Below are 22,748 nucleotides of genomic sequence, written 5' to 3' on the forward strand. Positions count from 1 at the left end.
GCCGATCGCGCCGTGCTCAGACGGCGAGCTTGACCATGTCCGCCTGCGGACCCTTCTGGCCCTGCGAGATCTCGAACTCGACCCGCTGACCCTCTTCGAGGGTGCGGTAACCGTCCATCTGGATCGCGCTGTAGTGGACGAATACATCCGCACCACCGTCGACCGCGATGAAGCCGTAGCCCTTCTCCGCGTTGAACCACTTGACGGTGCCCTGAGCCATGCCTAACTCCCCTATTACTGGCCCTTGCGCGGGACCGCACTTCGCGGACCCGGGTCAGACCCTGCGCCGGAACGCGTCGACCGCGGCTGAATGTATCTGCCCAACTGCCCTCTGCAACAGGTCAATCGGACGAGAATTCTGGGCACGGCGTAAAGGAGAATTCCGGAGAATTGATTGAATTCCGGGGCAAGTCGGGCCCGGCAAAGGGCGCAGAAGGTACACATCGTTCGCACACTTTGGCTGCTTCTTGTCGCATGCGGACGCATTCTCATATGCGCCTGGCACGGAGCGGCGAGTGAGGCCGGGGGGACTTCCCCAACTCTACCCCGCTCAACCATGCAGAATTGCCCCCTCCGCTTTCCTCGCGGGAGGGGGCAATTCGGTTACTCCGGGTAATTCGGTTACTCCGCGTCAAGCGAGCGCGCGGGCGGGCGCTCGGCCGCGGCCGTCCGCACTCGGCAGCGCTCGACCGCTCTCCGCTGAGAGCGGTCGAGCGCTCTCCGCGGAGCGCTCGGCAGGTGCTCAGCAGCCGCCGGCGACCGCGGGGATGATCGAGACGCCCGCGCCGTCCGGCGTCGCCGTCTCCAGGCCCTGCTCGAACCGGACGTCGTCGTCGTTGACGTAGACGTTCACGAAGCGGCGCAGCTTGCCCTGGTCGTCCAGGACGCGGGCGGCGATGCCGGCGTGGTTCTTCTCCAGGTCGGCGATGACCTCGGAGAGGGTCGCGCCCTCCGCCGGAACCTCGGCCTGGCCGCGCGTGTAGGTGCGGAGGATGGTGGGGATGCGGACCTTGACGCTCATGTGGTGCTGCCTTCCGTGACGAGGTGGGTCAGTGGGCCAGGCCGGCGTCGCGGAACGCGTCCAGGCTCGGGCGGATGGTGGCGGTCGCCTGCGAGGTGTCGGCCACCGCGTCCAGGGTCTTGAGGCCGTCGCCCGTGTTGAGCACGACCGTGGTGAGGGACGGGTCGATGAGGCCGGCCTCGACCAGCTTCTTCGTCACGCCGACCGTCACGCCGCCCGCCGTCTCGGCGAAGATGCCCTCGGTCCGGGCCAGGACCTTGATCGCCTCGACGACCTGCTCGTCGTTCACGTCCTCCACCGCGCCGCCCGTGCGGCGCGCGATGTCCAGGACGTACGGGCCGTCGGCCGGGTTGCCGATGGCGAGCGACTTGGCGATGGTGTTCGGCTTCTGGGGCCGTACGACGTCGTGACCGGCCTTGAAGGCCGCCGACACCGGCGAGCAGCCCTCGGCCTGGGCGCCGAAGATCTTGTACGGCTTGTCCTCGACGAGGCCCAGCTTGATGAGCTCCTGAAGGCCCTTGTCGATCTTGGTGAGCTGCGATCCGGAGGCGATCGGGATCACCAGCTGGTCGGGCAGGACCCAGCCGAGCTGCTCGCAGATCTCGTACGCGAGCGTCTTGGAACCCTCGCCGTAGTACGGCCGCAGGTTGACGTTGACGAAGCCCCAGCCCTCGCCCAGCGGGTCGCCGATGAGCTCGGAGCAGAAGCGGTTGACGTCGTCGTAGTTGCCCTCGATGCCGACGAGCTCGCCGCCGTAGACGGCGGCCATGACGACCTTGCCCTGCTCCAGGTCGTGCGGGATGAACACGCAGGAGCGGAAGCCGGCCCGGGCGGCCGCGGCGCCGACGGCGCCGGCCAGGTTGCCGGTGGAGGAGCAGGAGAGCGTGGTGAAGCCGAAGGCGCGGGCGGCTTCCAGGGCCTGGGCGACGACGCGGTCCTTGAAGGAGTGCGTCGGGTTGCCGGAGTCGTCCTTGACGAAGAGCTTGCCGGGCTCGACGCCCAGCTCGCGGGCGAGGTTGTCGGCCTGGACGAGCTTGGTCCAGCCCGGGTTCAGGTTCGGCTTCTCGGCGACGTCGGCGGGGACGGGCAGCAGCGGGGCGTAGCGCCAGATGTTGGCGGGGCCGGCCTCGATCTGCTTGCGCAGCGCCTCGGGGTCACCGGTGGGCAGGTCGTACGCGACTTCGAGGGGGCCGAAACACAGCTCACAGGCGAAGATCGGACCGAGTGCGAAGACTTCACCGCATTCCCGGCAGGAAAGGCCGGAAGCGGGACCGAGGTCGACGGTCTGGGTGGCTTCGGTGGTGGAAACAGTCTGTACAGCCATGGAGGCGAGGCCCTTTCTCCTCATCTTTCCCATGACGAACGTCGCCATGAGACGGATTTGGCACCTTCCCTAGCCGGGAGCCTCGCTGACGCGCGTGGCGCGGACGAGACCGACTGGAGGGTTGCCGGGGCTTCAACGGGCCGTTTCCCTCTGCCCCTCTGGATGAGCGGTATTCGATTGTGGAACGCGGACGGCACCCCGACATGCATCGGGCGTTCGCGTTGTTCAAGACTGTAACCGAAGGCATGGACGGTTGAGATGGTCGTCCGAACCGCGAGATGGAGATCACGTTGCTGGAAGAAGTGGAGCGCTGGCTCGGACGGCGGTCGTGGTCCGTGGCAGACCGTCCGCTCGACCGGATCCTGGCGGCGAAGCACGGGACGTCGGTCAGCGTCGTGCTGCCCGCGCTGAACGAGGAGGCGACGGTCGGCGAGATCGTCCGCGTGATCCGGCGCGAGCTGATGACCGAGGCCGTCCCGCTGGTCGACGACCTGGTGGTGATCGACTCCGGTTCCACCGATCGTACGGCGGAGGTGGCGGCGGCGGCCGGGGCGCGGGTGGTGGCGCGGGACGCGATCCTGCCCCGGATACCGGCCGTGCCCGGCAAGGGCGAGGTGCTGTGGCGGTCACTGATGGTGACCGAGGGGGACGTCGTGTGCTTCGTCGACGCGGACCTGCGGGACTTCTCCGCGGACTTCGTCTCGGGGATCGTCGGCCCGCTGCTCACGGACCCGGGCGTGGACCTGGTCAAGGCGATGTACGACCGCCCGTTGGGCGACACCCCTGGCCAGGGCGGTCGGGTGACGGAGCTGGTGGCGCGGCCGCTGCTGAATCTGCACTGGCCGCAGCTGGCCGGCTTCGTGCAGCCGCTGGGCGGCGAGTACGCGGCGCGGCGCTCGCTGCTCGAACGGCTGCCGTTCCCGGTCGGTTACGGAGTGGAGCTGGGCCTCCTCGTGGACGCGCTGCACACGGTCGGCCTGGACGCCCTCGCGCAGGTGGACGTCGGAGTGCGCAAGCACCGGCACCAGGACGGGCAGGCGCTCGGCCGGATGGCGGCGGCGATCTACCGGACGGCGCAGCTGCGGCTCTCGCGGGGGCATCTGGTGCGGCCCCGGCTCACCCAGTTCGAGCGGAGCGAGGCGGGCTTCACGCCGCGGACGTTCGCGGTAGACACGGAGGAGCGGCCGCCGATGGTCGAGATCGCGGAGTACACGCACCGCCGCGTGGCGTAACGACGAATGATTGTACTTTTTGCATAGATTCCCTTTTTATGCCGTTCACCAATCGAATGATCATGTCGCTGGCGGCGCTCGGCCTTGCCGTCGGCTCGCTCGGCTCCCTCGGCTCGCTCTCCGCCGCCGCTGCCGGGCCGGCCGCGGCGGACGTGGTGGAGCCCTTCGGCGCGCGCTACGACGCGTCGCTGTACGGCGACTTCACGACCGTCGGCAACACGGTCATGGGCTGCCCGACCGCCCCCGCCGACCTGGCCGTGCGCTGCGCCACCGCGACCGCAGGCCAGGGCAGGGACGACAACAACACCTTCGTCATGCGACGCCTCGACACCGCCTCCATGGGCGGCGGTCGCGGCTCCAGCACCGGCCACGTCGTGATCCCGGTCGGCGCCAGGGTCGCGTACGCCCGGCTCTACTGGGGCGGCAGCGACGGCACGTACAAGGGGCCGGGCGGGGCGCAGCTGAAGCGCTGCGACGTCTCCGGTGCCGACGCCGCGCCCTCCCCGGGCGACCACGCCACGACCACACCGCGGATCAGGGTGGGGGCGGGCGCCGCGACGCCGGTCTCGATCGACAGCATGGTGACCGACCCGCCGGAGACCGACGGCCCGCACTACTACACGGGCGAGTCGGACGTCACGGCCGCCTTCGCCGGGGTGACCGGCACGGACGCGCGGGTCGCCGTCGGCGACATCTGGGCGCCCGAGGGCAAGGGCTGTGTGGCCGGCTGGTCCCTGACGGTCGTCCACGAGTTCCCCGGCCCCGACCCGGTGTTCGCGCCGGACCGCCGGCACGTGTACGTCTACGGCGGGCACGTCCTGCAGCGGTCCACCTCCCCCGCGACCACCCTCACCGTGGACGGCTTCCACCGGACGTCGGGCAGGGCGCGGGCGGGCGTGACGGCGTACGAGGGCGACCGGAACACGCCCGGCGACCGGTTCCTGGTCGACGGCAGGAACGTCACCGAGGCCCACACGGGCAACGCCGACAACTTCTTCGTCGGCGGGGACGACGGCGCCCTCGCGCCGCGGCTGACCAACAACCTGTCCATCGACACGAAGGCCTTCGACCTCCCGGACGGCGCCGTTCCGGTGGGCGCCCGGTCGGCGGAGCTGACGTTCGCGACGAGCGGGGACACGTACGTGCCCTCCGGGCTCACCTTCTCCGTGCCGGTGCCGGACCTGGAGGTCACCGCGACGGCGCACCCCCGGAAGGTGAAGCCGGGCGACACCGTCACGTACACGATCACGGCGAAGAACCTCAGCCGGCTGGACCACCCGAACGCCAGGTTCGGCGACGACCTGGCCGGCGCCCTGGACGACGCCGACTACCGGGGCGACGCGAAGGCGACGCTGGGGAAGGTGACGTACGACAGGGGGAGGATCGGCTGGACCGGTGACATCCCGGCCGGTCGGACGGCGACGGTCACGTACTCGGTGAAGGCCCACGACGCGGCGCGCGGCGACGGCAGGCTCGTCAACAGGGTCGAGGTCGAGTCGCCCCGCTCGAACTGCGGCAGGTCCGGCGGCGACCCGGCCTGCGCGGCGACGGCGGCCGTCGACCGTCCGAAGCCCCCACCGCCCCCGAAGCCCACGCCGACACCCACACCCACACCCACCCCGACGCCGACACCGACGCCGACGCCGACGGGCGCGGTGAATCCGGCGAGCCCGGTGAACCCCGGCGACCCGGTGGATGCCACGCCGTCCTCTCCGGAGCCGGCCCCTGCCCCGGCGGACTCCCCGACCGACTCCCCGGCCGATCCCCCGGCCGATCCCCCGGCCGGGACGGAGCTCGTACCCGCGCCCGCCGCCCTCACCCACCAGCCGCGCCCGAACCCGCACGGCCCCGGCGGTGAGATGGCCGAGACCGGCTCCAGCGGTGAGCGGCTCTGGCTGCTCGGCGGACTGGCCCTGGCGCTGGCCGCGACCGGTCTCGTGGCGAAGGCGGCCCTGCGCGGACGTCGCGAGCCCTGAGGCGAGGATTCGCCAGAGTCGTATACGTACGTTTGAGCGTTTACGTCTCGGGCTAGGTTCGCCACATGGCTTCTGTGCTCGTGGCGTCCAACCGGGGTCCGGTCTCGTACGCCCTCGCCGCCGACGGCACCCTCGGTGCCCGGCGCGGCGGGGGCGGTCTCGTCTCGGGGCTGAGCGCTGTCTCCTCCGAGGACAGCGTGTGGGTGTGCGCGGCCCTCGGGGACGGTGACCGCGAGGCGGTCCGGCGCGGGGTGTCCGAGCCCGGCGTGCGCATGCTGGACATCGACCCCGAGGTGTACGCCGACGCGTACAACGGGATCGCGAACTCGGTGCTGTGGTTCCTCCACCACCACCTGTGGGACGTGCCGCGGGAGCCGGTCTTCGACGCCGACTTCCGCCGCCGCTGGGAGTCGTACCGCGGCTACAACCGGGCCTTCGCCGAGGCCCTGGCCGCCGGGGCGGACGAGGGCGCGGCGGTCCTCGTGCAGGACTACCACCTGGCGCTGGTCCCGGGCATGCTGCGCGAGCTCCGCCCGGACCTGCGGATCGGCCACTTCACGCACACGCCGTGGGCGTCACCCGAGACCATGCGGATGCTCCCGGAGGACATCCGCGAGGAGCTGCTGTGGGGGATGCTCGGCGCGGACGAGCTGGGCTTCCACACCTGGGCGTGGGGGTCGTCGTTCATCGCCGGCGCGCACCTCGACAGCGCGGGCGGGACGGCCGACGGCTCCATGCCGAGCGGTGACCCCTGGCACGGGGTGCTCCACCGCAGGGCGGGCGGCGAGCGGCGGCGCACCCGCGTCCAGGTGTATCCGCTGGGCGTGGACGGCGACGATCTGCGTTCGCTCGCCCACACCCCCGAGGTCGACGACCGGCTGGCGGCGCTGCGGGCCGAGGTCGGCGACCGGATGACGATCGTGCGGGTGGACCGCACGGAGCTGTCGAAGAACATCGTGCGGGGCCTGCTGGCCTACCGCGAGCTGCTCCAGGAGCGCCCGGAGTGGCGGGGCCGGGTCGTCCACCTGGCCTCGGCGTACCCCTCCCGCCAGGACCTGGAGGTCTACCGCGCGTACACGGCGTCGGTGGCGGAGCTGGCGGAGGAGATCAACAGGGAGTTCGGCACGGACGACTGGCGGCCGGTCCTCCTCTCCGTGAAGGACGACTTCCCGCGCTCCCTCGCCGCGTACCGGCTGGCGGACGTGGCGCTGATCAACCCGGTCCGTGACGGGATGAACCTGGTGGCGAAGGAGATCCCGGTGGTCTCGGAGGCCGGCTGCGCCCTGGTCCTCTCGACGGGGGCGGGGGCCTACGAGGAGCTGCGCGAGGACGCCCTGACGGTCAACGCGTACGACGTCTCGGAGACCGCCCGCGCCCTCCACCGCGCCCTGACGATGCCCCCCGCCGAGCGCGCGGACCGCTCGAAGCGCCTGGCCACCGCCGCGACGGCGCTGCCGCCGCAGCGCTGGTTCCTGGACCAGCTGAACGCGGTGCGCGGCGAGACGGCGCCCGAGTAGCGACCCCGCGCGGCGAGACCGCGCGGCGCCCGAGTAGCGAAACCCCGCGCGGCGAGACCGCGCGGGCCCCGCTCACGCCCGTTCCCCCACCGCCGTCGCCAGGTCCGTCAGGAAGCGGACCACGCCCGTCGGGCCGGGTACCGACAGGTCGGCGCGGTCCGTCAGCTCCTGGACCTCCGTCGAGCCGCTGCACACCAGCAGGCCCGGGGTGCCGTCCGAGCGGAGTTTCTCCACGGCCGCGAAGGCGGGCAGGTCGCCCAGGTCGTCGCCCGCGTACAGGACGGACCCGGCGCCCACCTCCCGTACGTACTCCGCGAGCGCCACGCCCTTGTCCATGCCGGGCGGGCGCAGTTCGAGGACCATGCGGCCGGGTTCGAGGACCAGGCCGTGCCGGGCGGCGAGGTCGGCGAGCGGGTCCCTGAGGGCCTCGAAGGCCGCCTGGGGGTCGGACGAGCGGCGGGTGTGGACCGCGACGGCGCGGCCCTTCTCCTCGATCCAGGTCCCCGGCCAGGCCCCGACGGCGTCGAGGAAGCCGGGCAGCTCGGCCCGGGCGGTGGCCACGCCCGGGTGGACGGCGGAGGCCCGCACGGTGCCGGTCACCGCGTCCCAGCGCTCCGCGCCGTAGTGGCCGAGGACGACGAGGTGTTCCAGGCCGGGGACGCCCGCGAAGCCGCCGTAGCGGACCGCCACGCCCGCGGGGCGGCCGGTCACCACCGCGACCGATGCGATCCGGGGCGCGAGGGCGGAGAGCGCGGGAACGGCCCCCGGGTGCGCGCGGGCCTGTTCGGGGTCGGGGACGATCTCGGCGAGCGTCCCGTCGAAGTCGAGGGCGACGACGGCCTGCTCCGGCCGCGCGAGAAACGCGGCCAGGCCGTCGCGGCCTGCGGACGTGGTCGGGTGCGGAAGGCTGCTGACCATACGACGACCCTACCGACGTGGCCTCAGCGGCGCTGCTCCTTCTCCGCACGGACCCTGCGCAGCCGGTTCACCGTCACCGGGTCGTGCGCCAGCGCGCGCGGGTCGTCGAGGAGGGCGTTGAGGAGCTGGTAGTAGCGGGTCGCGGAGAGGCCGAGCTGCTCGCGGACGGCCCGCTCCTTGGCGCCGGGGCCGGGCCAGGAGCGGCGTTCGAGAGCGAGGACGGCCCGCTCCCGTTCGCCGAGCTCGAAGTCGCGCGTGTCGGTCATACGAACAACCTATTACTCCGCGCTCTCGGCCGCCGTCGCCTTGCGCGCGATCTCGCCCAGCACGTCGGACGGCTTGGCGCCCGGGGTGACGGCCTTGCCGATGTTCTGCTTGATGGTGTCGCTGACCTGGGCCCAGGACGTCTTCCCGACCGGCGGGAGCTGCGAGTTCGGCAGCTCCGTGAGGAACTCGCGGAGGTCCTTGTGCTCCTCGTCGTTCTCCATCCGGGTGTACGCGGAGACCGTCGGCGGCAGCAGGTCGTTGCCGCCGGCGAACTTCAGCACGTTCTCGTCGCTGAAGACGAAGTCGAGGAAGTCGCCGATCTCCTTGCGGTGGCCGTTCTGCTTGAAGCCCATGATCCAGTCGGCGACGCCCATGGAGGCCTTGGACTGGCCGTCCGCGCCGGGCAGCGCGACCTTGCCGACCGTGACGCCCTTCTTCTGGGCCTCCTGCATCAGCGAGGGGTGGCCGTTGAGCATGCCGACCTCGCCGCGCGAGAAGGCGGCGAAGGCGTCCTTGCGGTTGAGCTTGCCGGGGGCGACCGGTCCGGTGAGCTCCTTCTGGACCAGGTTCTTCTTCAGCCAGTCGAAGGTCCTGACGTTCTGCTCGGAGTCGATCCGGTAGCGGTCGGAGCCGTCGGTGTAGCCGTCGCCGCCGCTGAGCAGCCACATCATGGTCTCGGCCTGGGCCTCCTCGGGGCCCAGGGGCAGCGCGAAGGGGTACTTCACGTCGTTGTCCTTGAGCTTCTCCGCGGCCGCGGCCAGCTCGTCCCAGGTGGCCGGCGGCTTGGCTATGCCCGCCTGGTCGAAGAGGTCCTGGTTGAAGAAGAGCAGCCGGGTGGAGGCGGCGAAGGGCAGGCCGTACTGGGCGCGCTTGTGCTCGCCGGCCTCGACGAGCGGGGCGAGGAAGTTGGCCTGCACGGGGATGGAGAGCAGCTCGTCCGCGGAGTAGAGGGCCCCGGCCGCCGCGTAGTCGGCGTAGGCGCCGATCTGGGCGATGTCGGGTGCCTGGCCGGCCTTGACCATCTCGGCGACCTTGCGGTCGACGTCGTTCCAGGACTCGACCTGGACCTCGACCTGGATGCCGGGGTGCTCGGCCTCGTAGGCGGCGGTGAGGTCGTTCCAGTACGTCTTGGTGGTGTCGCCGCCGGTCAGGTCGTAGTCGGCCGCGACGAGCCTGAGCGTCACGTCGCCGGCGGCCGCCTCGCCGAGGCCGCAGCCTGAGAGACCCGCGGTCAGTCCGAGCGCGGCGATCGTCGCGGTCAGTCCAATGAATCGCCGCTGCACAGCGTCGCCCCACCCTCTGCTCGTCGTTGAGCTGTGATTTTCACAGGAGAGGAAGCATAAGGTCTACACCACTTGGGTAGATCCCCGATCCGTGGTGAAGACCTTGTGAATCCCCTCGCCGCGCGCCCCGCCGCTCACCCTTCGAATTTGTATCCCAGCGCAACAATATCGGCCAGTGGACTAGACCTGTCGGCCATGCGCGGGCGAGACTGTTCCCGTGAGACACGTCATCGCCCTCGATGTGGGCGGCACCGGCATGAAGGCTGCCCTCGTCGCGGCGGACGGCACCCTGCTCCACGAGGCACGGCGGGCCACCGGGCGCGAGCGCGGCCCGGACGCCGTGGTCGACACGATCCTCGACTTCGCCGCCGAGCTGCGCGCCTACGGCCTCGAACGGTACGGAGAGCCCGCCGCGGCCGCCGGCGTGGCCGTGCCCGGCATCGTCGACGCCGACCGCGGCATCGCCGTCTACTCCGCCAACCTCGGCTGGCGCGACGTCCCCATGCGCACCCTGCTCAGCGAGCGCCTCGGCGCCATCCCCGTCGCCCTCGGCCACGACGTCCGCACCGGCGGCCTCGCCGAGGGCCGGATCGGCGCGGGCAACGGCGCCGACCGCTTCCTCTTCGTGCCGCTGGGCACCGGGATCGCCGGCGCCATCGGCATCGGCGGCACCATCGAGGCCGGCGCCCACGGCTACGCCGGCGAGATCGGCCACATCGTCGTCCGCCCCGGCGGCACCGAGTGCGGCTGCGGCCAGCGCGGCTGCCTGGAGCGGTACGCGGGCGCCGCCGCCGTCTCCGAGGCCTGGGCCGCCGCCTCCGGCGACCCGAAGGCGGACGCCGCCGACTGCGCCAAGGCGGTCGAGTCCGGCGACCCACGGGCCGTGCGGGTGTGGCAGGCGGCCATCGACGCGCTCGCCGACGGCCTGGTCACCGCGCTCACCCTGCTGGACCCCCGCACGCTCATCATCGGTGGCGGTCTCGCCGAGGCCGGGGAAACCTTGTTCACACCACTGAGGGCCGCGGTGGAGGAACGCGTCACGTTCCAGAAGCTGCCCGCCGTCGTACCGGCGGCCCTCGGGGACACCGCCGGATGCCTGGGCGCGGGCCTCCTCGCCTGGGATCTTCTCGCCCTCGACTCGGAGGTATCCGCCTGATGGCCGTTTCCACAGTTCTCGCCGGGGCCCGCGTGGTGCTGCCGACCGGGGTCGTCGAGAACGGACGGGTGATCGTCGACGGCGGTCGGATCGCGGGCTCGGCGCCCGCGGAGGCGCCGACGCTCGACCTCACGGGCCACTGGGTCGTCCCCGGCTTCGTCGACATGCACAACCACGGCGGCGGCGGGGCCTCCTTCACCTCCGGCACCGTCGAGGAGATCCTCACCGGCGTCCACACCCACCGGGTGCACGGCACCACCACCGTCGTCGCCTCCTTCGTCACCGGCGAGATGGACTTCCTCAGCACCCGCGCCGGGCTGCTCTCCGAACTCGCCGAGCACGGCGACATCGCGGGCATCCACTTCGAGGGCCCCTTCATCGCCCCCTGCCGCAAGGGAGCGCACGACGAGACGCTGCTGCGCGACCCCGACCCGGCCGACGTCCGCAAGCTGATCGACGCGGCCAGAGGCCAGGCCAAGATGGTCACCCTCGCCACCGAACTCCCCGGCGGCATCGACTCCGTACGCCTGCTCGCCGAGCACGGCGTGATCGCCGCGATCGGCCACACCGACGCGACGTACGAGCAGACCGTCGAGGCCATCGACGCGGGCGCCACCGTGGCGACCCACCTCTACAACGCGATGCCCGCCATCGGCCACCGCGCCCCCGGCCCGATCGCCGCGCTCCTGGAGGACGAGCGGATCACCGTCGAGCTCATCAACGACGGCACCCATCTGCACCCGGCCGCACTGGAGCTGGCGTTCCATCACGCGGGGCCCCGGCGCGTCGCTTTCATCACCGACGCCATGGACGCGGCCGGCTTCGGCGACGGCCTCTACGCGCTCGGACCGCTGGCCGTCGAGGTCAAGGAGGGCGTCGCGCGGCTCGTCGAGGGCGGCTCCATCGCGGGCTCGACCCTCACCCTGGACCGCGCGTTCAAGCGGGCCGCGACCATCGACAAGCTGCCCGTCGAGGACATCGTCCAGGCCATCTCCGCCAACCCGGCCCGGCTGCTCGGCGTCGACGACCGCGTCGGCTCCCTGGAGCCCGGCAAAGACGCCGACCTGGTCGTGCTCGACGCCGACTTCGACGTCAAGGGCGTGATGCGCAAGGGCACCTGGGTGGTCGAACCCCACCTGGCGTGACATCGCCCTCTTCGACGCGAGGCGGTTGGCCCGGGGACTGGGCCAACCGCCTTCTGTTTGGCATGATCGGGGCGCGTTCCACGCACAACCCACGGCTGTTGCACTACGGCTGTTCCACGAACGTTCCACGAGGTACGGGGGTACGGCAGGTGATTCTCACGGTCACCCTCAACACGGCGCTCGACCTCACCTACCGCGTCCCCGCCCTCGTCCCGCACACCTCCCACCGCGTCACCCAGGTCATCGAACGCCCCGGCGGCAAGGGCCTCAACGTCGCCCGCGTCCTCGCCGCCCTCGGCCACGAGACGGTCGCCACCGGCTTCGCGGGCGGGTCGACGGGCGAGATCCTCCGCGCCCAGCTGGCGCCCGGCGCCGTCGTCGACGCGCTGGTCCCGACGGCCGGCACCACCCGCCGTACGGTCGCGATCGTCGACTCCACGACCGGCGACACCACCCAGCTCAACGAGCGCGGCCCGGTCATCACCCCCGCCGAGTGGTCCGCCCTCACCGACCGCTGTACCGAGCTGCTCGCCGACGCCGAGGCGGTTGCGCTCTGCGGCAGCCTCCCGCCCGGCATCCACGTCGGCGCCTACGCGGAGCTGATCCGGCTCGCCCGCTCCGCCGGCGTCCCCGTCCTCCTCGACACCAGCGGCGAACCCCTGCGGCGCGGCATCGCGGCCCGCCCCGACATCGTCAAGCCCAACGCCGACGAACTCGCCCAGCTCACCGGCTCCCGCGAACCGCACCGCGCCACCCGCGACGCCCGCCGCCGGGGCGCGCACGCGGTCGTCTCCTCGCTGGGCCCCGACGGCATCCTGGCCGCCACCCCGGACGGCCTGTGGCGCGCGACCCCACCGGCCGCGGTCAAGGGCAACCCGACCGGCGCCGGCGACTCGGCCGTCGCGGGCCTCCTGTCGGGCCTGGTCGAAAAGCTCCCCTGGCCGGACCGCCTGACCCGAGCGGTCGCCCTGTCGGCGGCGACGGTCCTCTCCCCGGTGGCGGGCGAGTTCGAACGCCCGACGTACGAGGAACTGCTCCCCCGGGTGACGGTGACGGAGCAGGCGGAAGCGGCCTGATCGCCGACACACCCCCTGGTGCGACGACGCGAACTCCCGCGGGGTGCGGCTTCTTTACACAGATGATCGGACCACATGCCCGATGGGAGGATGTGGACGAGCTGATCGATCGTGAAGGAGAGCCGGATGAGCGGCCAACTGGAACTTGCCGACGCGTACGAGATGATCTATTCGGCGGCGTCGCGGATGATGTGGGTACAGCGGACCCGCGTATGGCGACTGGACAGCCTGGGCGGCGGGTGGTCGGAGGAGCGCCGCGCTGCCTGGCGGGAGTTGGAGGCGGCGCTGTCCGCCTCCGAGGGTCCCGCGCCGCAGGAGGGGGAGCCCTCGGATCCGACGCGTCATCTGATCTCCCGGCGTGCGGCCGGACCTGTCGACCGGCCGATCACCTTCGCGGAGGCGGTGGCGGAGTGGGAAGCCCGGATGGCTGCGGACCCGGGGCCGTGGGAGACCCGGCGTGAGCCGTTTCTGAACGACTACCTGGTGCCGGGGCGGGCGGTGGTCGTCCCTGAGGGCCACATGATGACGCTGACCGGCCCGTTCGGCGACATGGTCAACCGGCTGGCACCGGGCCGGCCCGCGCTGAAGATCGCCGGGGACACGGCGGAACTGAGCAGGCTGGCGCATGTCGCGGCCGACGAGCTGCGCGCCGCGATGGGCGCGCACGCCCCGACCCCGCACCCGGTCGGGACGGTCCCCGTGGCGTCGGTGTCCCACCGCCCGTCCGACGTGGACGACCTGCGGCCTCGGTACGACGCACTGTTCCGGGCGGCCTCGCGCGCGTCGGAGAACATGCCCACCCTGCAATACATGCGGGAGAACTCGGATTTCTCGGTAAACCCGCTCACGGTGAAGGCGGCGCAGGACGTTCGAGAGCTGCTGGCCGGGAGGTCGAGGGTGTTCTGGCGGGAGCAGCACGAGCTGATCGACCCAAGCGTGCACACGACGGCAGGAGTGCAATGGCCTGAGGGCCAACCGACTCCCAGTCCGATCGGAGCCAGGGCTGAATTCTTCGCCCGCAGTGCGGAACTCGGACGGAAGCCAAGGCCGCCGCACCCCGGAGAGGTCCGCATCTTCCGGGAGAAGGGGGACCCGGATCACGTCGCTATCTCTGCCGTTCGCGCGGGAATTCTGGCGGAGATCCTGGACGAGTACGCCGCAAGGATCCAACCGGGTGCGGAATCCGGCATCATGCACTTCTCCGCCTACGACCTGACGGAATTCATCGACGAGGGAATCGGCCGCGAACTGCGGGAAACCTTCGGCTTCTAGAGCAGGGCGAGCGGTGATGGAGGAATACGGGGGAAGCGATGACTGATCGTCGATACAACATTCTCGTCGTGTCGGACAACAGCGGCAGAGGCGCGGGGGGCGTCGAGGTCTTCAACCAGGAGATGGCCGAGGCTCTCGCCCGCCGGCACAACGTCACCTTGTTCACGGCAAACCCTGAAATGCCCCACCACGAGGGCATACAGAGGGAGGTGAAGACGCGGCCCCCGGCGGGCGTGGAGGGGCGGGACTGGATCGAACATCTCGCCGGACAGGACCCCACGGCACACGGCCTGGAAGACCCGGCGAGCCGCCCCTACGACATCATCATCGGGCACTCGCGCTTCTCGGGACCGGCCGCCGCAGAACTGCGGGCGAACTGGTACCAGGACGCGCGCATGGTGCACTTCCTGCACACGAGCCCCGAAAGGCTGCCGTTCTTCAAGGGAAAAACTCTCGAAGAGGCGAGGGAGAAGGCAGCCAAAGACTCTGCGATCGAACGTGAAACCATGGCGCGCGCGGACGTCGTGGCCGGAGTCGGACCTCTTCTGTCGGAAGCAAGCAGACAGCTTTCCGCGGAAGGTGCACATGTTCCACACTCCCATGAGGTCATCCCAGGCACCCGGATCTACGATCCGGTGCAGCACGAACCCGCACCGGAACGACTGAACCTCTTGCTCATGGGGCGGGTCGCTGACCCCCTCAAGGGCGTGGACGACGCCGCGATGGCGGTGGCCCTGCTGAACCAGGCCGGCGTTTCCGTCAATCTCACCATCCGCGGTGTCAAGGATGAGGAAATGGCTGATGCGACGGCCAGACTCGCAGGCCTCAGTGGTGGGAACGCGACGGTCAAGGGCCGCACGAGCAGCGTCGAAGAGCTCAACGAGGAGATCAGGAACTCACACGCGGTGATCATGCCCTCGAAACACGAGGGTTTCGGCATGGTGGCGGCGGAGGGACTGGCCCATGGTGTCCCCGTACTGGTCAACGAAGAGAGCGGCGCCGCGCTGTTCTTCCAGGACACCGACCGAGTGCCGTCGGAGATCGGCCAGCGGTGCGTGGTGCCCGAGCCGACCGACGGCAAAAACCGAGTCACGGCGTGGATGGAGGCGATCAACCGGCTGCATCAGGAGCTCCCGCAGCGCCAGGCCGATGCCCTCTATCTGCGGGAAGTGCTGCAGCAGTACTCCTGGGACCACGCCATGCAGGCCCTGGTCCAGGCGACCATGGAACAGACGCCCCTGCCCCAGCGCGGCCCCGAGATGATGGTCACCGCCCAGGAGCGTGACGCCGCCCGCACGGTCCAGGGGCCGAACGGGCAGGTCCTCAGGCCCGAGGCGCCGGTCCAGGGCCTACAGGCGCAGGCACAGGCGGTGATCGGACAACAGCGGCAGGGGCCGGGGCAGGAGAACCCGGCACCACAGGTCGCCGCGCCAGAGACGCCGGCACCGCAGTCCCCGACACCGCAGCCCCCGGCGCCGCAGTCCCCCGCGCGGGAGGCCCCCGCGACCCCGGCGCCCACGCAAGAGGCCCCCGCCAGCCCGGCCCCCGCCACCCAGGCGCCCACGCAGGAGGCCCCCGCCCCCGCCGCCCCGGCCCCCGAGAAGCCTCGCCCGGCCTGGCAGGCAGGCTTCACGCACGGGCAGGCCCAGCCCGCCCCCGGCGGTGGTCCTCGGCCCGCCGCGCCGGAGAGCCCGGCGCCCTCCTGGCAGGCGGGCTTCACCCACAACCAGCCCGGTGCCGCAGGTCGGCGCGCCACCCCGGCACCGGGGCCCGGTGCCGCAAGCGGCGGGCCGGGACGGTCCGGGCCCGAGCAGCAGCCGCCGCAGCCTCCGCAGCCGCCGACTCCCCGCGGCAAGGACGGGGTCGGCATGTGAAAGGGCGCCGGGGTGGACGTACAGCTCGTCCACCCCGGCGCCCGATCCGCGCGCGTCACGACCTCAGAGGTTGCTGATCTTCACCCAGTCGAAGATCACGTCACACTGGTTCCCCTGCCCGCAGGAGAGCATGATCGTGTTCTTTCCCTCCTGGAGCGTCACCTGTGACCAGGTGGTCTGCCAGTTCTTCTCCAGGTTCGGGTCCGACGAGCCGATGAAGTTCTTCAGGTTCATCGGGTTGGTGTTGGCCTTGCCGTTGACGGTCACCGTCGCGTTGGCGTCCTTGGCCGGGATCGCGTAGCGCACCGACATCTTGTACGCGCCGGCCGACGGCACCTCGGTCTCCCAGGTGACGGACGAACCGATCGCGTTGAAGTTGGTGACGTACGCGCCGTCGGCACCCTCCGCGCCCTTGATGTCCTTGGCGAGCGCGGCCGAGCCGCCCAGCTTGAGGGTCGCCGCGTCCTGCTGCGGCAGCGGGGCCTGGGAGGGCTGGTCGCTGGGCGCGTCGGACGGGGTCTCCTGGGACTGGCTGACGCCGCCGGTCGGCTTGCCGCCGGCCTGGCCGCCGTCGCTGTCGTCGCCCGTGTTGGTGATCACGGCGGCCGTGATTCCGATCACGACGACCACGACGACCGCGATCGCGCCGATCAGCAGCCCCTTGGTGTTCGGTCCGCGACCGCCGCCGCCTCCGCGCTGGTGCGGGATCGGCGACTGCCGGGTCTGCGAACCACCGGGGTACGTCTCAGGCGCGGCGTACTGCGGGTGCGGCTGGCCGTACGCGGGCTGGTGCGGGACCTGCCCGGGCGGCGGGTAGCCACCGGGGGCGCCCTGCGCACCCTGGCCGTAACTCTGCTGACCGCCGTACTGGCGCTCGCCGACCGTTCTGACCTGGTTGTACGAGGTCCGGGGCACACCCGGCTGCGCGGCCGGTCCGGGGTAGCCGTAGCCACCGGCCTGACCCGGCGGCTGGGCGCCTGCCGCCTGGCCGTCCGCGTACAGGTAGCCGAACGGATCGTCGTCCTCGGGCGTGTTCGCGCCGTCGTTACCGGCAGCCATCCCTGGTCACTCCTATCCATGCTCGCCAGCCGTCGCCGACCGGCCGAGCCTACCCCGAACGGGGAACCCGGCGGTCCGGACCTTGACAGACGAGCGGCCCGCGCGCCTCTATCCGGCGCGGCGGTGGACCTTGGCCCGGGACCGCTTCTCGATGTACATCCGCTGGTCGGCGGAGTTCAGGACCTCTTCGACGCTCATCCCGCACTCGGCCCAGCCGATGCCGAAACTGGCCCCGACCCGGACCGCCCGCCCGTCGACCCTGATCGGCGGAATGATCGCGTTGCGCAGCCGTACGGCCAGGTCGGCGGCGTCGGCGGCGCCGAGGCCGTCGGCGAGGACGACGAATTCGTCACCACCGAGCCGGGCGACGGTGTCCCCGTCGCGCACGCCGGTGGTGAGCCGCCGGGCGACCTCGATGAGGACGGCGTCACCGGTGTGGTGCCCGAAGCGGTCGTTGATGGACTTGAAGCCGTCCAGGTCGCAGAAGAGGACCGCGAGCCCCTTCGTACCGTCGTCGACGTCACCGCCGGCCGGGGCCACGCTGTGGACGTGGTGGTCGTACGGCCCGCCGGCGCCGGGCCCGGCGTCGAAACCGAAGCCGTGCTCGTGGCCGTACGGGGTGTCGTAGTCGGCTTCCGGCGTGGCGTGCGGCCGCTCGCAGATCCGGGCGCTGAGCCGGGAGCGGAGCTCGGCGCTGTTGGGCAGGCCGGTGAGTGCGTCGTGCGAGGCGCGGTGGGCGAGCTGCAGCTCGTGGCGCTTGCGCTCCTCGATGTCCTCGACGTGGGTGAGGAGGAAGCGGGGCCCGTCGGCGGTGTCGGCGACGACGGAGTTACGGAGGGAGACCCAGAGGTACGTGCCGTCGCGGCGGCCGAGGCGCAGTTCGGCGCGGCCGCCCTCGGCGGAGGTGCGCAGCAGGGTCCCTATGTCCTCGGGGTGGACCAGGTCGGCGAAGGAGTAGCGGCGCATCACGGAGGCGGGTCGGCCGAGGAGGCGGCAGAGGGCGTCGTTGGTGCGCAGCAGCCGGCCGTGCTGGTCGCCGCCCATCTCGGCGATGGCCATGCCGGAGGGGGCGTACTCGAAGGCCTGCCGGAACGACTCTTCGCTGGCGCGCAGGGCCTGCTGCTCGCGTTCCAGGCGGACGAGGGCGCGCTGCATGTTCGCACGGAGTCGGGCGTTGCTGATGGCGATCGCCGACTGGGAGGCGTACATCTGGAGCGCTTCCTGACCCCAGGGGCCGGGGTGCCGGCCGTTGCGCGGCCGGTCGACGGAGATCACGCCGAGCAGCTCGCGGGCGGAGCCGGAGGCGTACATCGGGGCGTAGAGGCGGTCGTGGGGGTGCCACTCGTCCTCGAAGCGGGGGGCGGGGCCGTCGGTGTGCCACTGCGGGACGTCGTCCTCGATGAGGACCCAGCCCTCGGTGTGCGGGATGAACCGCAGCTCGCCCCAGGCGACGCCCATGGACAGCCGGCGTTCCCAGGAGGCGCGGGAGCCGACGCGGCCGGTGATCAGGGCTTCGGCGGCGGAGCTGCCGGCGAAGGCGGCGACGACGAGGTCACCGTCGGGGCGGACGAGGTTGACGCAGGCCAGCTCGTAGTTGAGACCGGCGACGATGCCGTCGGCCACGGTCTGCAGGGTGTCCGCCAGACTGCGGGCTGTATTGAGGTCGGCCACGACCTGATGCAGCTGCCGCAGGGTCGCAAGACGGACGTACGGCTCCGACTCGGTCTCCATCGCTCGCTCTCCCCGAGACCTCGACAGCAACTCCAGGGGTTCTCATCGGCTCTCGTGCTGCATTGTCTCCGCCACTGAATCACAGCGAGCTGTGCACCCGGTACACAGGGTCAACAAATACTGCGCTCTGTGACTCAAGTCACAAGGGGGAGAAAGGGTGCACAGGTGCCGGTGACGGCCTCCTGTCGTCCCCCTGAACGCGAAGTGAACACCTCGTCAAGGCCCCGGGGGCCGGTGGTCCTAGGACCGGCGGGGGTGCTCGACCTGGTCCCGGGGCCCGATGTGACGGGGTGGGGCCCGGGACTAGCGTGCGGAACGTGCTGACGACGACGCCTTCCCCGCCCCCCACCTCGGATCTGGCGATCCCTCATGCTGAGGGGGTGAGCAACGACGAGTTCCGGGCGGCGATGTCCCGCCTCGCGGCGGGCGTGGTCCTGGTGACGGCACACGACCCGGACGACGGCCCGCGCGGCGAGGACGTCGGGATGACGGCGACCGCGTTCATGTCGGTCTCCCTGGACCCGCCGCTGGTCCTGGTGAGCCTGCGCAACGGCTCCCGGATGGACGACCTGCTCGCGGAGGTCCCGGTGTGGGCGGTCTCGGTCCTCTCCGAGCAGCAGCGCCACATCGCGGGCCGCTTCGCGATGAAGGGCCGGGTGAGCGACCGCCTGCTCTTCGCGGACGTCCCGTACACCCGGGGCGGCGAGAGCGGCGCACCGCTGCTGACGGGCGCGCTGGCGACGCTCGAATGCCGCACGGAGAACCGGGTGGTGGCGGGCGACCACACCCTGGTGGTGGCCCGCGTCCTGACGGCCACGGTCCCGTCGGCGACGGAGGACACCCCTCTGACGTACTTCCGGGGCAAGTACCGCCGCTTGTCGTGACGCCCGGACCGACGGGGAGCGAGGGGCCCGGTCCGGGTCCAGCCGCACCCGCGGAGCCGGCCGTCAGGACCAGCCGCGGCCCTGCCTGCCCCGCTTGGTCTCCGAGCGCTGCTTCTTCACCCGCAGCCGCCGCTCGTTGATCCCCCGGGGGATCTTCGTCGCCCGTCGCGCCTTCGGCGGTGGAGCCGTCGCCTCCGCGAGCAGTGCGGCCAGCCGCACCGCCGCCGTCTCGCGGTTGCGCCACTGCGAGCGGTGCTCCGACGCGCGGACCGTCACCACCCCGCCCACCAGCCGCGAGGCCAGCCGTTCGAGCGCGCGCGCCTTCCAGACCTCGGGCAGCGCGTCCGTCGACGCCAGGTCGAAGCGGAGTTCCACCTGCGAGTCGCTGGTGTTGACGTGCTGCCCGCCCGGCCCCGACGACCGCGAGAAACGCCACAGGAGCTCGGCCTCGGGAAGCGAGACGGAGCCACGGATGAGATAGGGACCGGACATACGTCCATGTTCCCCGGACGGGCTCCCGCGCGTCATCCTGTTTTCGCACGGGTTTCGCACCATGGATCGGCCCCCTGGAACCGGCGGGGCACCGTCCGCGTTATCCCGGGTGACGACGCACGACATCGCGACATCACGAAGGCACGAAGAAAGGGACTTCCCATGGCTGTAAGCCTGTCCAAGGGCGGCAACGTCTCCCTGACCAAGGAGGCACCGGGCCTGACCGCCGTCACCGTGGGCCTCGGCTGGGACGTCCGTACCACCACCGGCACCGACTTCGACCTCGACGCGTCCGCCATCGGCGTCGACGGCGCGGGCAAGGTCGCTTCCGACGCGCACTTCGTCTTCTTCAACAACAAGGCGACCCCGGACCAGACCATCGTCCACACCGGCGACAACCGCACCGGCGAGGGCGGTGGCGACGACGAGCAGATCAACGTCAACCTCGCGGCGCTCCCGCCGAACGTCGACAAGATCGTCTTCCCGGTCTCCATCTACGACGCGGTCAACCGCTCGCAGAACTTCGGCCAGGTGCGGAACGCCTACATCCGCATCATCAACCAGGCCGGCGGCGCCGAGATCGCCCGCTACGACCTCTCCGAGGACGCCGCCGTCGAGACCGCGATGGTCTTCGGCGAGCTGTACCGCAACGGCGCGGAGTGGAAGTTCCGCGCGGTCGGCCAGGGCTACGCCTCCGGCCTGGAGGGCATCGCCCGCGACTTCGGCGTCAACCTCTGACGGCCTGACCGACGGACGCACGGCGTTCGGACGATCAACGGACGTGCGGACGTGCGGACGTACGGAAGTGCGGATGTACGGAAGTGCGGACGTGCGGAAGTGCGGACGTGCGGACGTGCGGACGTGCGGACGTGCGGACGTGCGGACGTGCGGACGTGCGGACGTGCGGACGTGCGGACGTGCGGACGTGCGGACGATCAACGGCCGTACGGACCATCAGGTGGGCCCCGGCACGTTCGTCGTGCCGGGGCTCTCCCGTTCCTGACGACCGGTCACCCGGCACGGCCGGCCCGGGCCGTCGGCAGCGGACGCTAGTCCGGCCGCGTCGGCCGCTCGTCCCCGTACAACCACACGTCCCACACGTCGTCCAGGTCCTCACCCGCCACGTCCTCGACATAGGCGGTGAAGTCGGCGGTGGAGGCGTTGCCGTGGCGGTGGGCAGCCGGCCAGCCGGCCAGGATCTCGGAGAACGTCTCGTCGCCGACCCGCTCCCGGATCTTGTGGACCACCATCGCGCCCCGCTGGTACACGGGCGGGTCAAAGAGGTTCTCCGCCGAGGGCGGTTCGGCGGGCGGGAAGGCCCAGTTGGCGTCGACGGCGAACGCCGCCTCGAAGCTGCGGCGCGCGGGGAAGTCCTCGAAGTCCTCCGCGTACAGCCACTCCGCGTAGACCGCGAAGCCCTCGCTCAGCCAGATGTCCTGCCAGGTCTCGGGCGTGACCGAGTTGCCGAACCACTGGTGGGCCAGCTCGTGCGCGAGGATCTCCGGCGTGAACGCGTCCAGCGGGAGGACCGGCCGGGTCTGGGTCTCCAGCGCGTAGCCCGCGTCGCCGGCCCGCTCCACGACCGCGCCGGTGGCGGAGAAGGGATAGGGGCCGAAGTTCTTCTCCTGCCAGGCGACGAGCTCGGGGACACGTTCCAGCAGTCGCGCGCTCTTCGCGGCGACGGTCGAGTCGGCGGCCGTCAGGACGGGCAGACCGGACGGCGTCGCCGACACCTTCGTCTCGTAGCGGCCGATCCCCACGGTCGCGAGGTAGCTCGCCATCGGCTCGGCGACGTGCCAGACGGTCGTGGTCCGGCCGTTCGCGGTCCGCTCGGAGGTCCGGACACCGTTGGAGACGCCCTGCGTCCCGGCCGGGACGGTGAGCGTGATGTCGTACGTCGCCTTGTCGGCGGGGTGGTGGTTGCCGGGGAACCAGGTCATCGAGCCGGCCGGCTGGCCCAGCGCGAGCGCGCCGTCCGCCGTCCGCAGCCAGCCCTCCCGCGAACCGTCCGCGTCGGTGATGGCCTTCGGCACCCCGGAGTACGTGATCTTCGTACGGAAGACCTCGCCCTTGTCGATGTCCTCGCGGGGCCGGAGCGTCAGCTCGTTCCCGGCGCGGTTGACGGCGGCCGGGGTGTCGTCGACGGAGGCGGAGTCGACGGTGAGACCGGCGAGGTCGAGGTTGAAGGCGCTGAGGTCCTGGGTCGCGCGGGCCGTGATCATGGCGGTGGCGTCGAGCCGGCCGCGCTTCGGGTCGTAGCGGAGGTCGAGCGCGTAGGCACTGACGTCGTAGCCGCCGTTGCCGAGCTTGGGGAAGTACGGGTCGCGCAGCCCGGCCGCGCCGGGCGTGCCGTGCACCCCGCCGATGTCCAGGCCGCCGCTCCCGCTCCCGCCGTCCGTGCCGGCACCGGCGCACCCGGCGAGCACGAGCAGCGTCGCGAGGGCTGCCGCCAGGGCGCTTCGGCTGCGTACGTCCACCGTTCGATCTTAGGCGGGGGTACGGCAAAGGTGCCGCCCGACGG

At 71.5% G+C, this 22,748-nt stretch carries 20 protein-coding genes and 1 riboswitch; of the genes, 10 read left to right on the plus strand and 10 right to left on the minus strand.

Features of this window, described 5'->3' with window-relative positions:
• Window positions 1-16: 16 nt before the first annotated feature.
• The 3 genes from ACIPPS_RS27875 to thrC all read right to left on the minus strand — a co-directional run bounded on the left by ACIPPS_RS27875 (window position 17) and on the right by thrC (window position 2,345).
• Window positions 17-220 (minus strand): cold-shock protein, encoded by a 204-nt coding sequence (locus ACIPPS_RS27875; protein ID WP_005315736.1) that lies wholly within the window; start codon window positions 218-220, stop codon window positions 17-19.
• 522 nt (window positions 221-742) lie between these two features.
• The gene (locus ACIPPS_RS27880; protein ID WP_401437394.1) at window positions 743-1,021 is read right to left on the minus strand and encodes a MoaD/ThiS family protein; all 279 of its coding nucleotides are present in this window, start codon (window positions 1,019-1,021) and stop codon (window positions 743-745) included.
• 28 nt (window positions 1,022-1,049) lie between these two features.
• The gene (thrC, locus tag ACIPPS_RS27885; RefSeq protein WP_401437397.1) at window positions 1,050-2,345 is read right to left on the minus strand and encodes a threonine synthase; all 1,296 of its coding nucleotides are present in this window, start codon (window positions 2,343-2,345) and stop codon (window positions 1,050-1,052) included.
• A 17-nt stretch (window positions 2,346-2,362) separates the two neighbouring features.
• A riboswitch (SAM riboswitch) is annotated at window positions 2,363-2,514 on the minus strand.
• A gap of 121 nt (window positions 2,515-2,635) precedes the next feature.
• Here thrC and ACIPPS_RS27890 point away from each other — a divergent pair.
• The 3 genes from ACIPPS_RS27890 (at window position 2,636) to ACIPPS_RS27900 (ending at window position 7,070) form a co-directional block, all read left to right on the plus strand.
• Window positions 2,636-3,577: a glucosyl-3-phosphoglycerate synthase gene (locus ACIPPS_RS27890; protein ID WP_401437744.1), complete on the plus strand. Its 942-nt coding sequence runs from the start codon at window positions 2,636-2,638 to the stop codon at window positions 3,575-3,577.
• A 38-nt stretch (window positions 3,578-3,615) separates the two neighbouring features.
• On the plus strand, window positions 3,616-5,553 hold the full coding sequence (locus tag ACIPPS_RS27895) for a hypothetical protein (RefSeq protein ID WP_401437400.1): 1,938 nt from the start codon (window positions 3,616-3,618) through the stop codon (window positions 5,551-5,553).
• A 65-nt stretch (window positions 5,554-5,618) separates the two neighbouring features.
• Window positions 5,619-7,070 (plus strand): trehalose-6-phosphate synthase, encoded by a 1,452-nt coding sequence (locus tag ACIPPS_RS27900; RefSeq protein ID WP_401437403.1) that lies wholly within the window; start codon window positions 5,619-5,621, stop codon window positions 7,068-7,070.
• Between the two features lie 72 nt (window positions 7,071-7,142).
• On the opposite strand, the gene otsB is transcribed toward ACIPPS_RS27900, so the two are convergent.
• From otsB to ACIPPS_RS27915, 3 genes are read right to left on the minus strand one after another with little or no spacing between them, the layout of a single operon-like run.
• Complete coding sequence (gene otsB / locus ACIPPS_RS27905) at window positions 7,143-7,988, minus strand: trehalose-phosphatase (protein WP_401437406.1); 846 nt, start codon at window positions 7,986-7,988, stop codon at window positions 7,143-7,145.
• Between the two features lie 23 nt (window positions 7,989-8,011).
• On the minus strand, window positions 8,012-8,254 hold the full coding sequence (locus ACIPPS_RS27910) for a DUF3263 domain-containing protein (protein WP_401437408.1): 243 nt from the start codon (window positions 8,252-8,254) through the stop codon (window positions 8,012-8,014).
• A gap of 12 nt (window positions 8,255-8,266) precedes the next feature.
• Window positions 8,267-9,538: an ABC transporter substrate-binding protein gene (locus tag ACIPPS_RS27915; RefSeq protein ID WP_401437411.1), complete on the minus strand. Its 1,272-nt coding sequence runs from the start codon at window positions 9,536-9,538 to the stop codon at window positions 8,267-8,269.
• A gap of 217 nt (window positions 9,539-9,755) precedes the next feature.
• Between ACIPPS_RS27915 and ACIPPS_RS27920 the strand changes: the two genes are divergently transcribed.
• The 5 genes from ACIPPS_RS27920 (at window position 9,756) to ACIPPS_RS27940 (ending at window position 16,061) form a co-directional block, all read left to right on the plus strand.
• Window positions 9,756-10,694 carry an ROK family protein gene (locus ACIPPS_RS27920; RefSeq protein WP_401437414.1) on the plus strand — a complete coding sequence of 313 codons (939 nt, stop codon included), beginning with the start codon at window positions 9,756-9,758 and terminating at the stop codon, window positions 10,692-10,694.
• Window positions 10,694-11,839 carry an N-acetylglucosamine-6-phosphate deacetylase gene (nagA, locus tag ACIPPS_RS27925; protein ID WP_401437416.1) on the plus strand — a complete coding sequence of 382 codons (1,146 nt, stop codon included), beginning with the start codon at window positions 10,694-10,696 and terminating at the stop codon, window positions 11,837-11,839. Before ACIPPS_RS27920 ends, nagA begins: the two co-directional genes overlap by 1 nt.
• A 149-nt stretch (window positions 11,840-11,988) precedes the next feature.
• Complete coding sequence (locus ACIPPS_RS27930; protein WP_401437419.1) at window positions 11,989-12,915, plus strand: 1-phosphofructokinase family hexose kinase; 927 nt, start codon at window positions 11,989-11,991, stop codon at window positions 12,913-12,915.
• Window positions 12,916-13,041: 126 nt separating this feature from the next.
• A complete protein-coding gene (locus ACIPPS_RS27935; protein WP_401437422.1) occupies window positions 13,042-14,187 on the plus strand; it encodes a hypothetical protein in 1,146 nt (381 codons plus the stop codon).
• 68 nt (window positions 14,188-14,255) lie between these two features.
• Window positions 14,256-16,061 (plus strand): glycosyltransferase, encoded by a 1,806-nt coding sequence (locus tag ACIPPS_RS27940; RefSeq protein ID WP_401437425.1) that lies wholly within the window; start codon window positions 14,256-14,258, stop codon window positions 16,059-16,061.
• Window positions 16,062-16,124: 63 nt separating this feature from the next.
• Here the strand turns inward: ACIPPS_RS27940 and ACIPPS_RS27945 are convergent, their stop codons facing one another.
• Both ACIPPS_RS27945 and cdgB read right to left on the minus strand, forming a co-directional pair.
• Complete coding sequence (locus ACIPPS_RS27945) at window positions 16,125-17,120, minus strand: CBM35 domain-containing protein (protein ID WP_401437427.1); 996 nt, start codon at window positions 17,118-17,120, stop codon at window positions 16,125-16,127.
• 108 nt (window positions 17,121-17,228) lie between these two features.
• Window positions 17,229-18,851, minus strand: coding sequence for a diguanylate cyclase CdgB (gene cdgB, locus ACIPPS_RS27950; protein WP_401437430.1), 1,623 nt, complete (start codon window positions 18,849-18,851; stop codon window positions 17,229-17,231).
• A 317-nt stretch (window positions 18,852-19,168) separates the two neighbouring features.
• Here cdgB and ACIPPS_RS27955 point away from each other — a divergent pair, with 317 nt between their 5' ends.
• Window positions 19,169-19,735, plus strand: coding sequence for a flavin reductase family protein (locus tag ACIPPS_RS27955; RefSeq protein WP_401437433.1), 567 nt, complete (start codon window positions 19,169-19,171; stop codon window positions 19,733-19,735).
• 63 nt (window positions 19,736-19,798) lie between these two features.
• On the opposite strand, the gene arfB is transcribed toward ACIPPS_RS27955, so the two are convergent.
• Window positions 19,799-20,227: an alternative ribosome rescue aminoacyl-tRNA hydrolase ArfB gene (gene arfB / locus ACIPPS_RS27960; protein ID WP_401437436.1), complete on the minus strand. Its 429-nt coding sequence runs from the start codon at window positions 20,225-20,227 to the stop codon at window positions 19,799-19,801.
• Window positions 20,228-20,389: 162 nt separating this feature from the next.
• Here arfB and ACIPPS_RS27965 point away from each other — a divergent pair, with 162 nt between their 5' ends.
• Window positions 20,390-20,965, plus strand: a complete 576-nt coding sequence (locus ACIPPS_RS27965; RefSeq protein ID WP_361960491.1) for a TerD family protein — start codon at window positions 20,390-20,392, stop codon at window positions 20,963-20,965.
• 311 nt (window positions 20,966-21,276) lie between these two features.
• Here ACIPPS_RS27965 and ACIPPS_RS27970 read toward each other — a convergent pair whose 3' ends face one another.
• Entirely contained in the window at window positions 21,277-22,704 is a 1,428-nt protein-coding gene (locus ACIPPS_RS27970; RefSeq protein ID WP_401437440.1) for a M1 family metallopeptidase, read from the minus strand.
• Window positions 22,705-22,748: the final 44 nt, after the last annotated feature.

This window comes from Streptomyces sp. NPDC090127 (assembly GCF_044746945.1).
GTDB lineage: Bacteria > Actinomycetota > Actinomycetes > Streptomycetales > Streptomycetaceae > Streptomyces.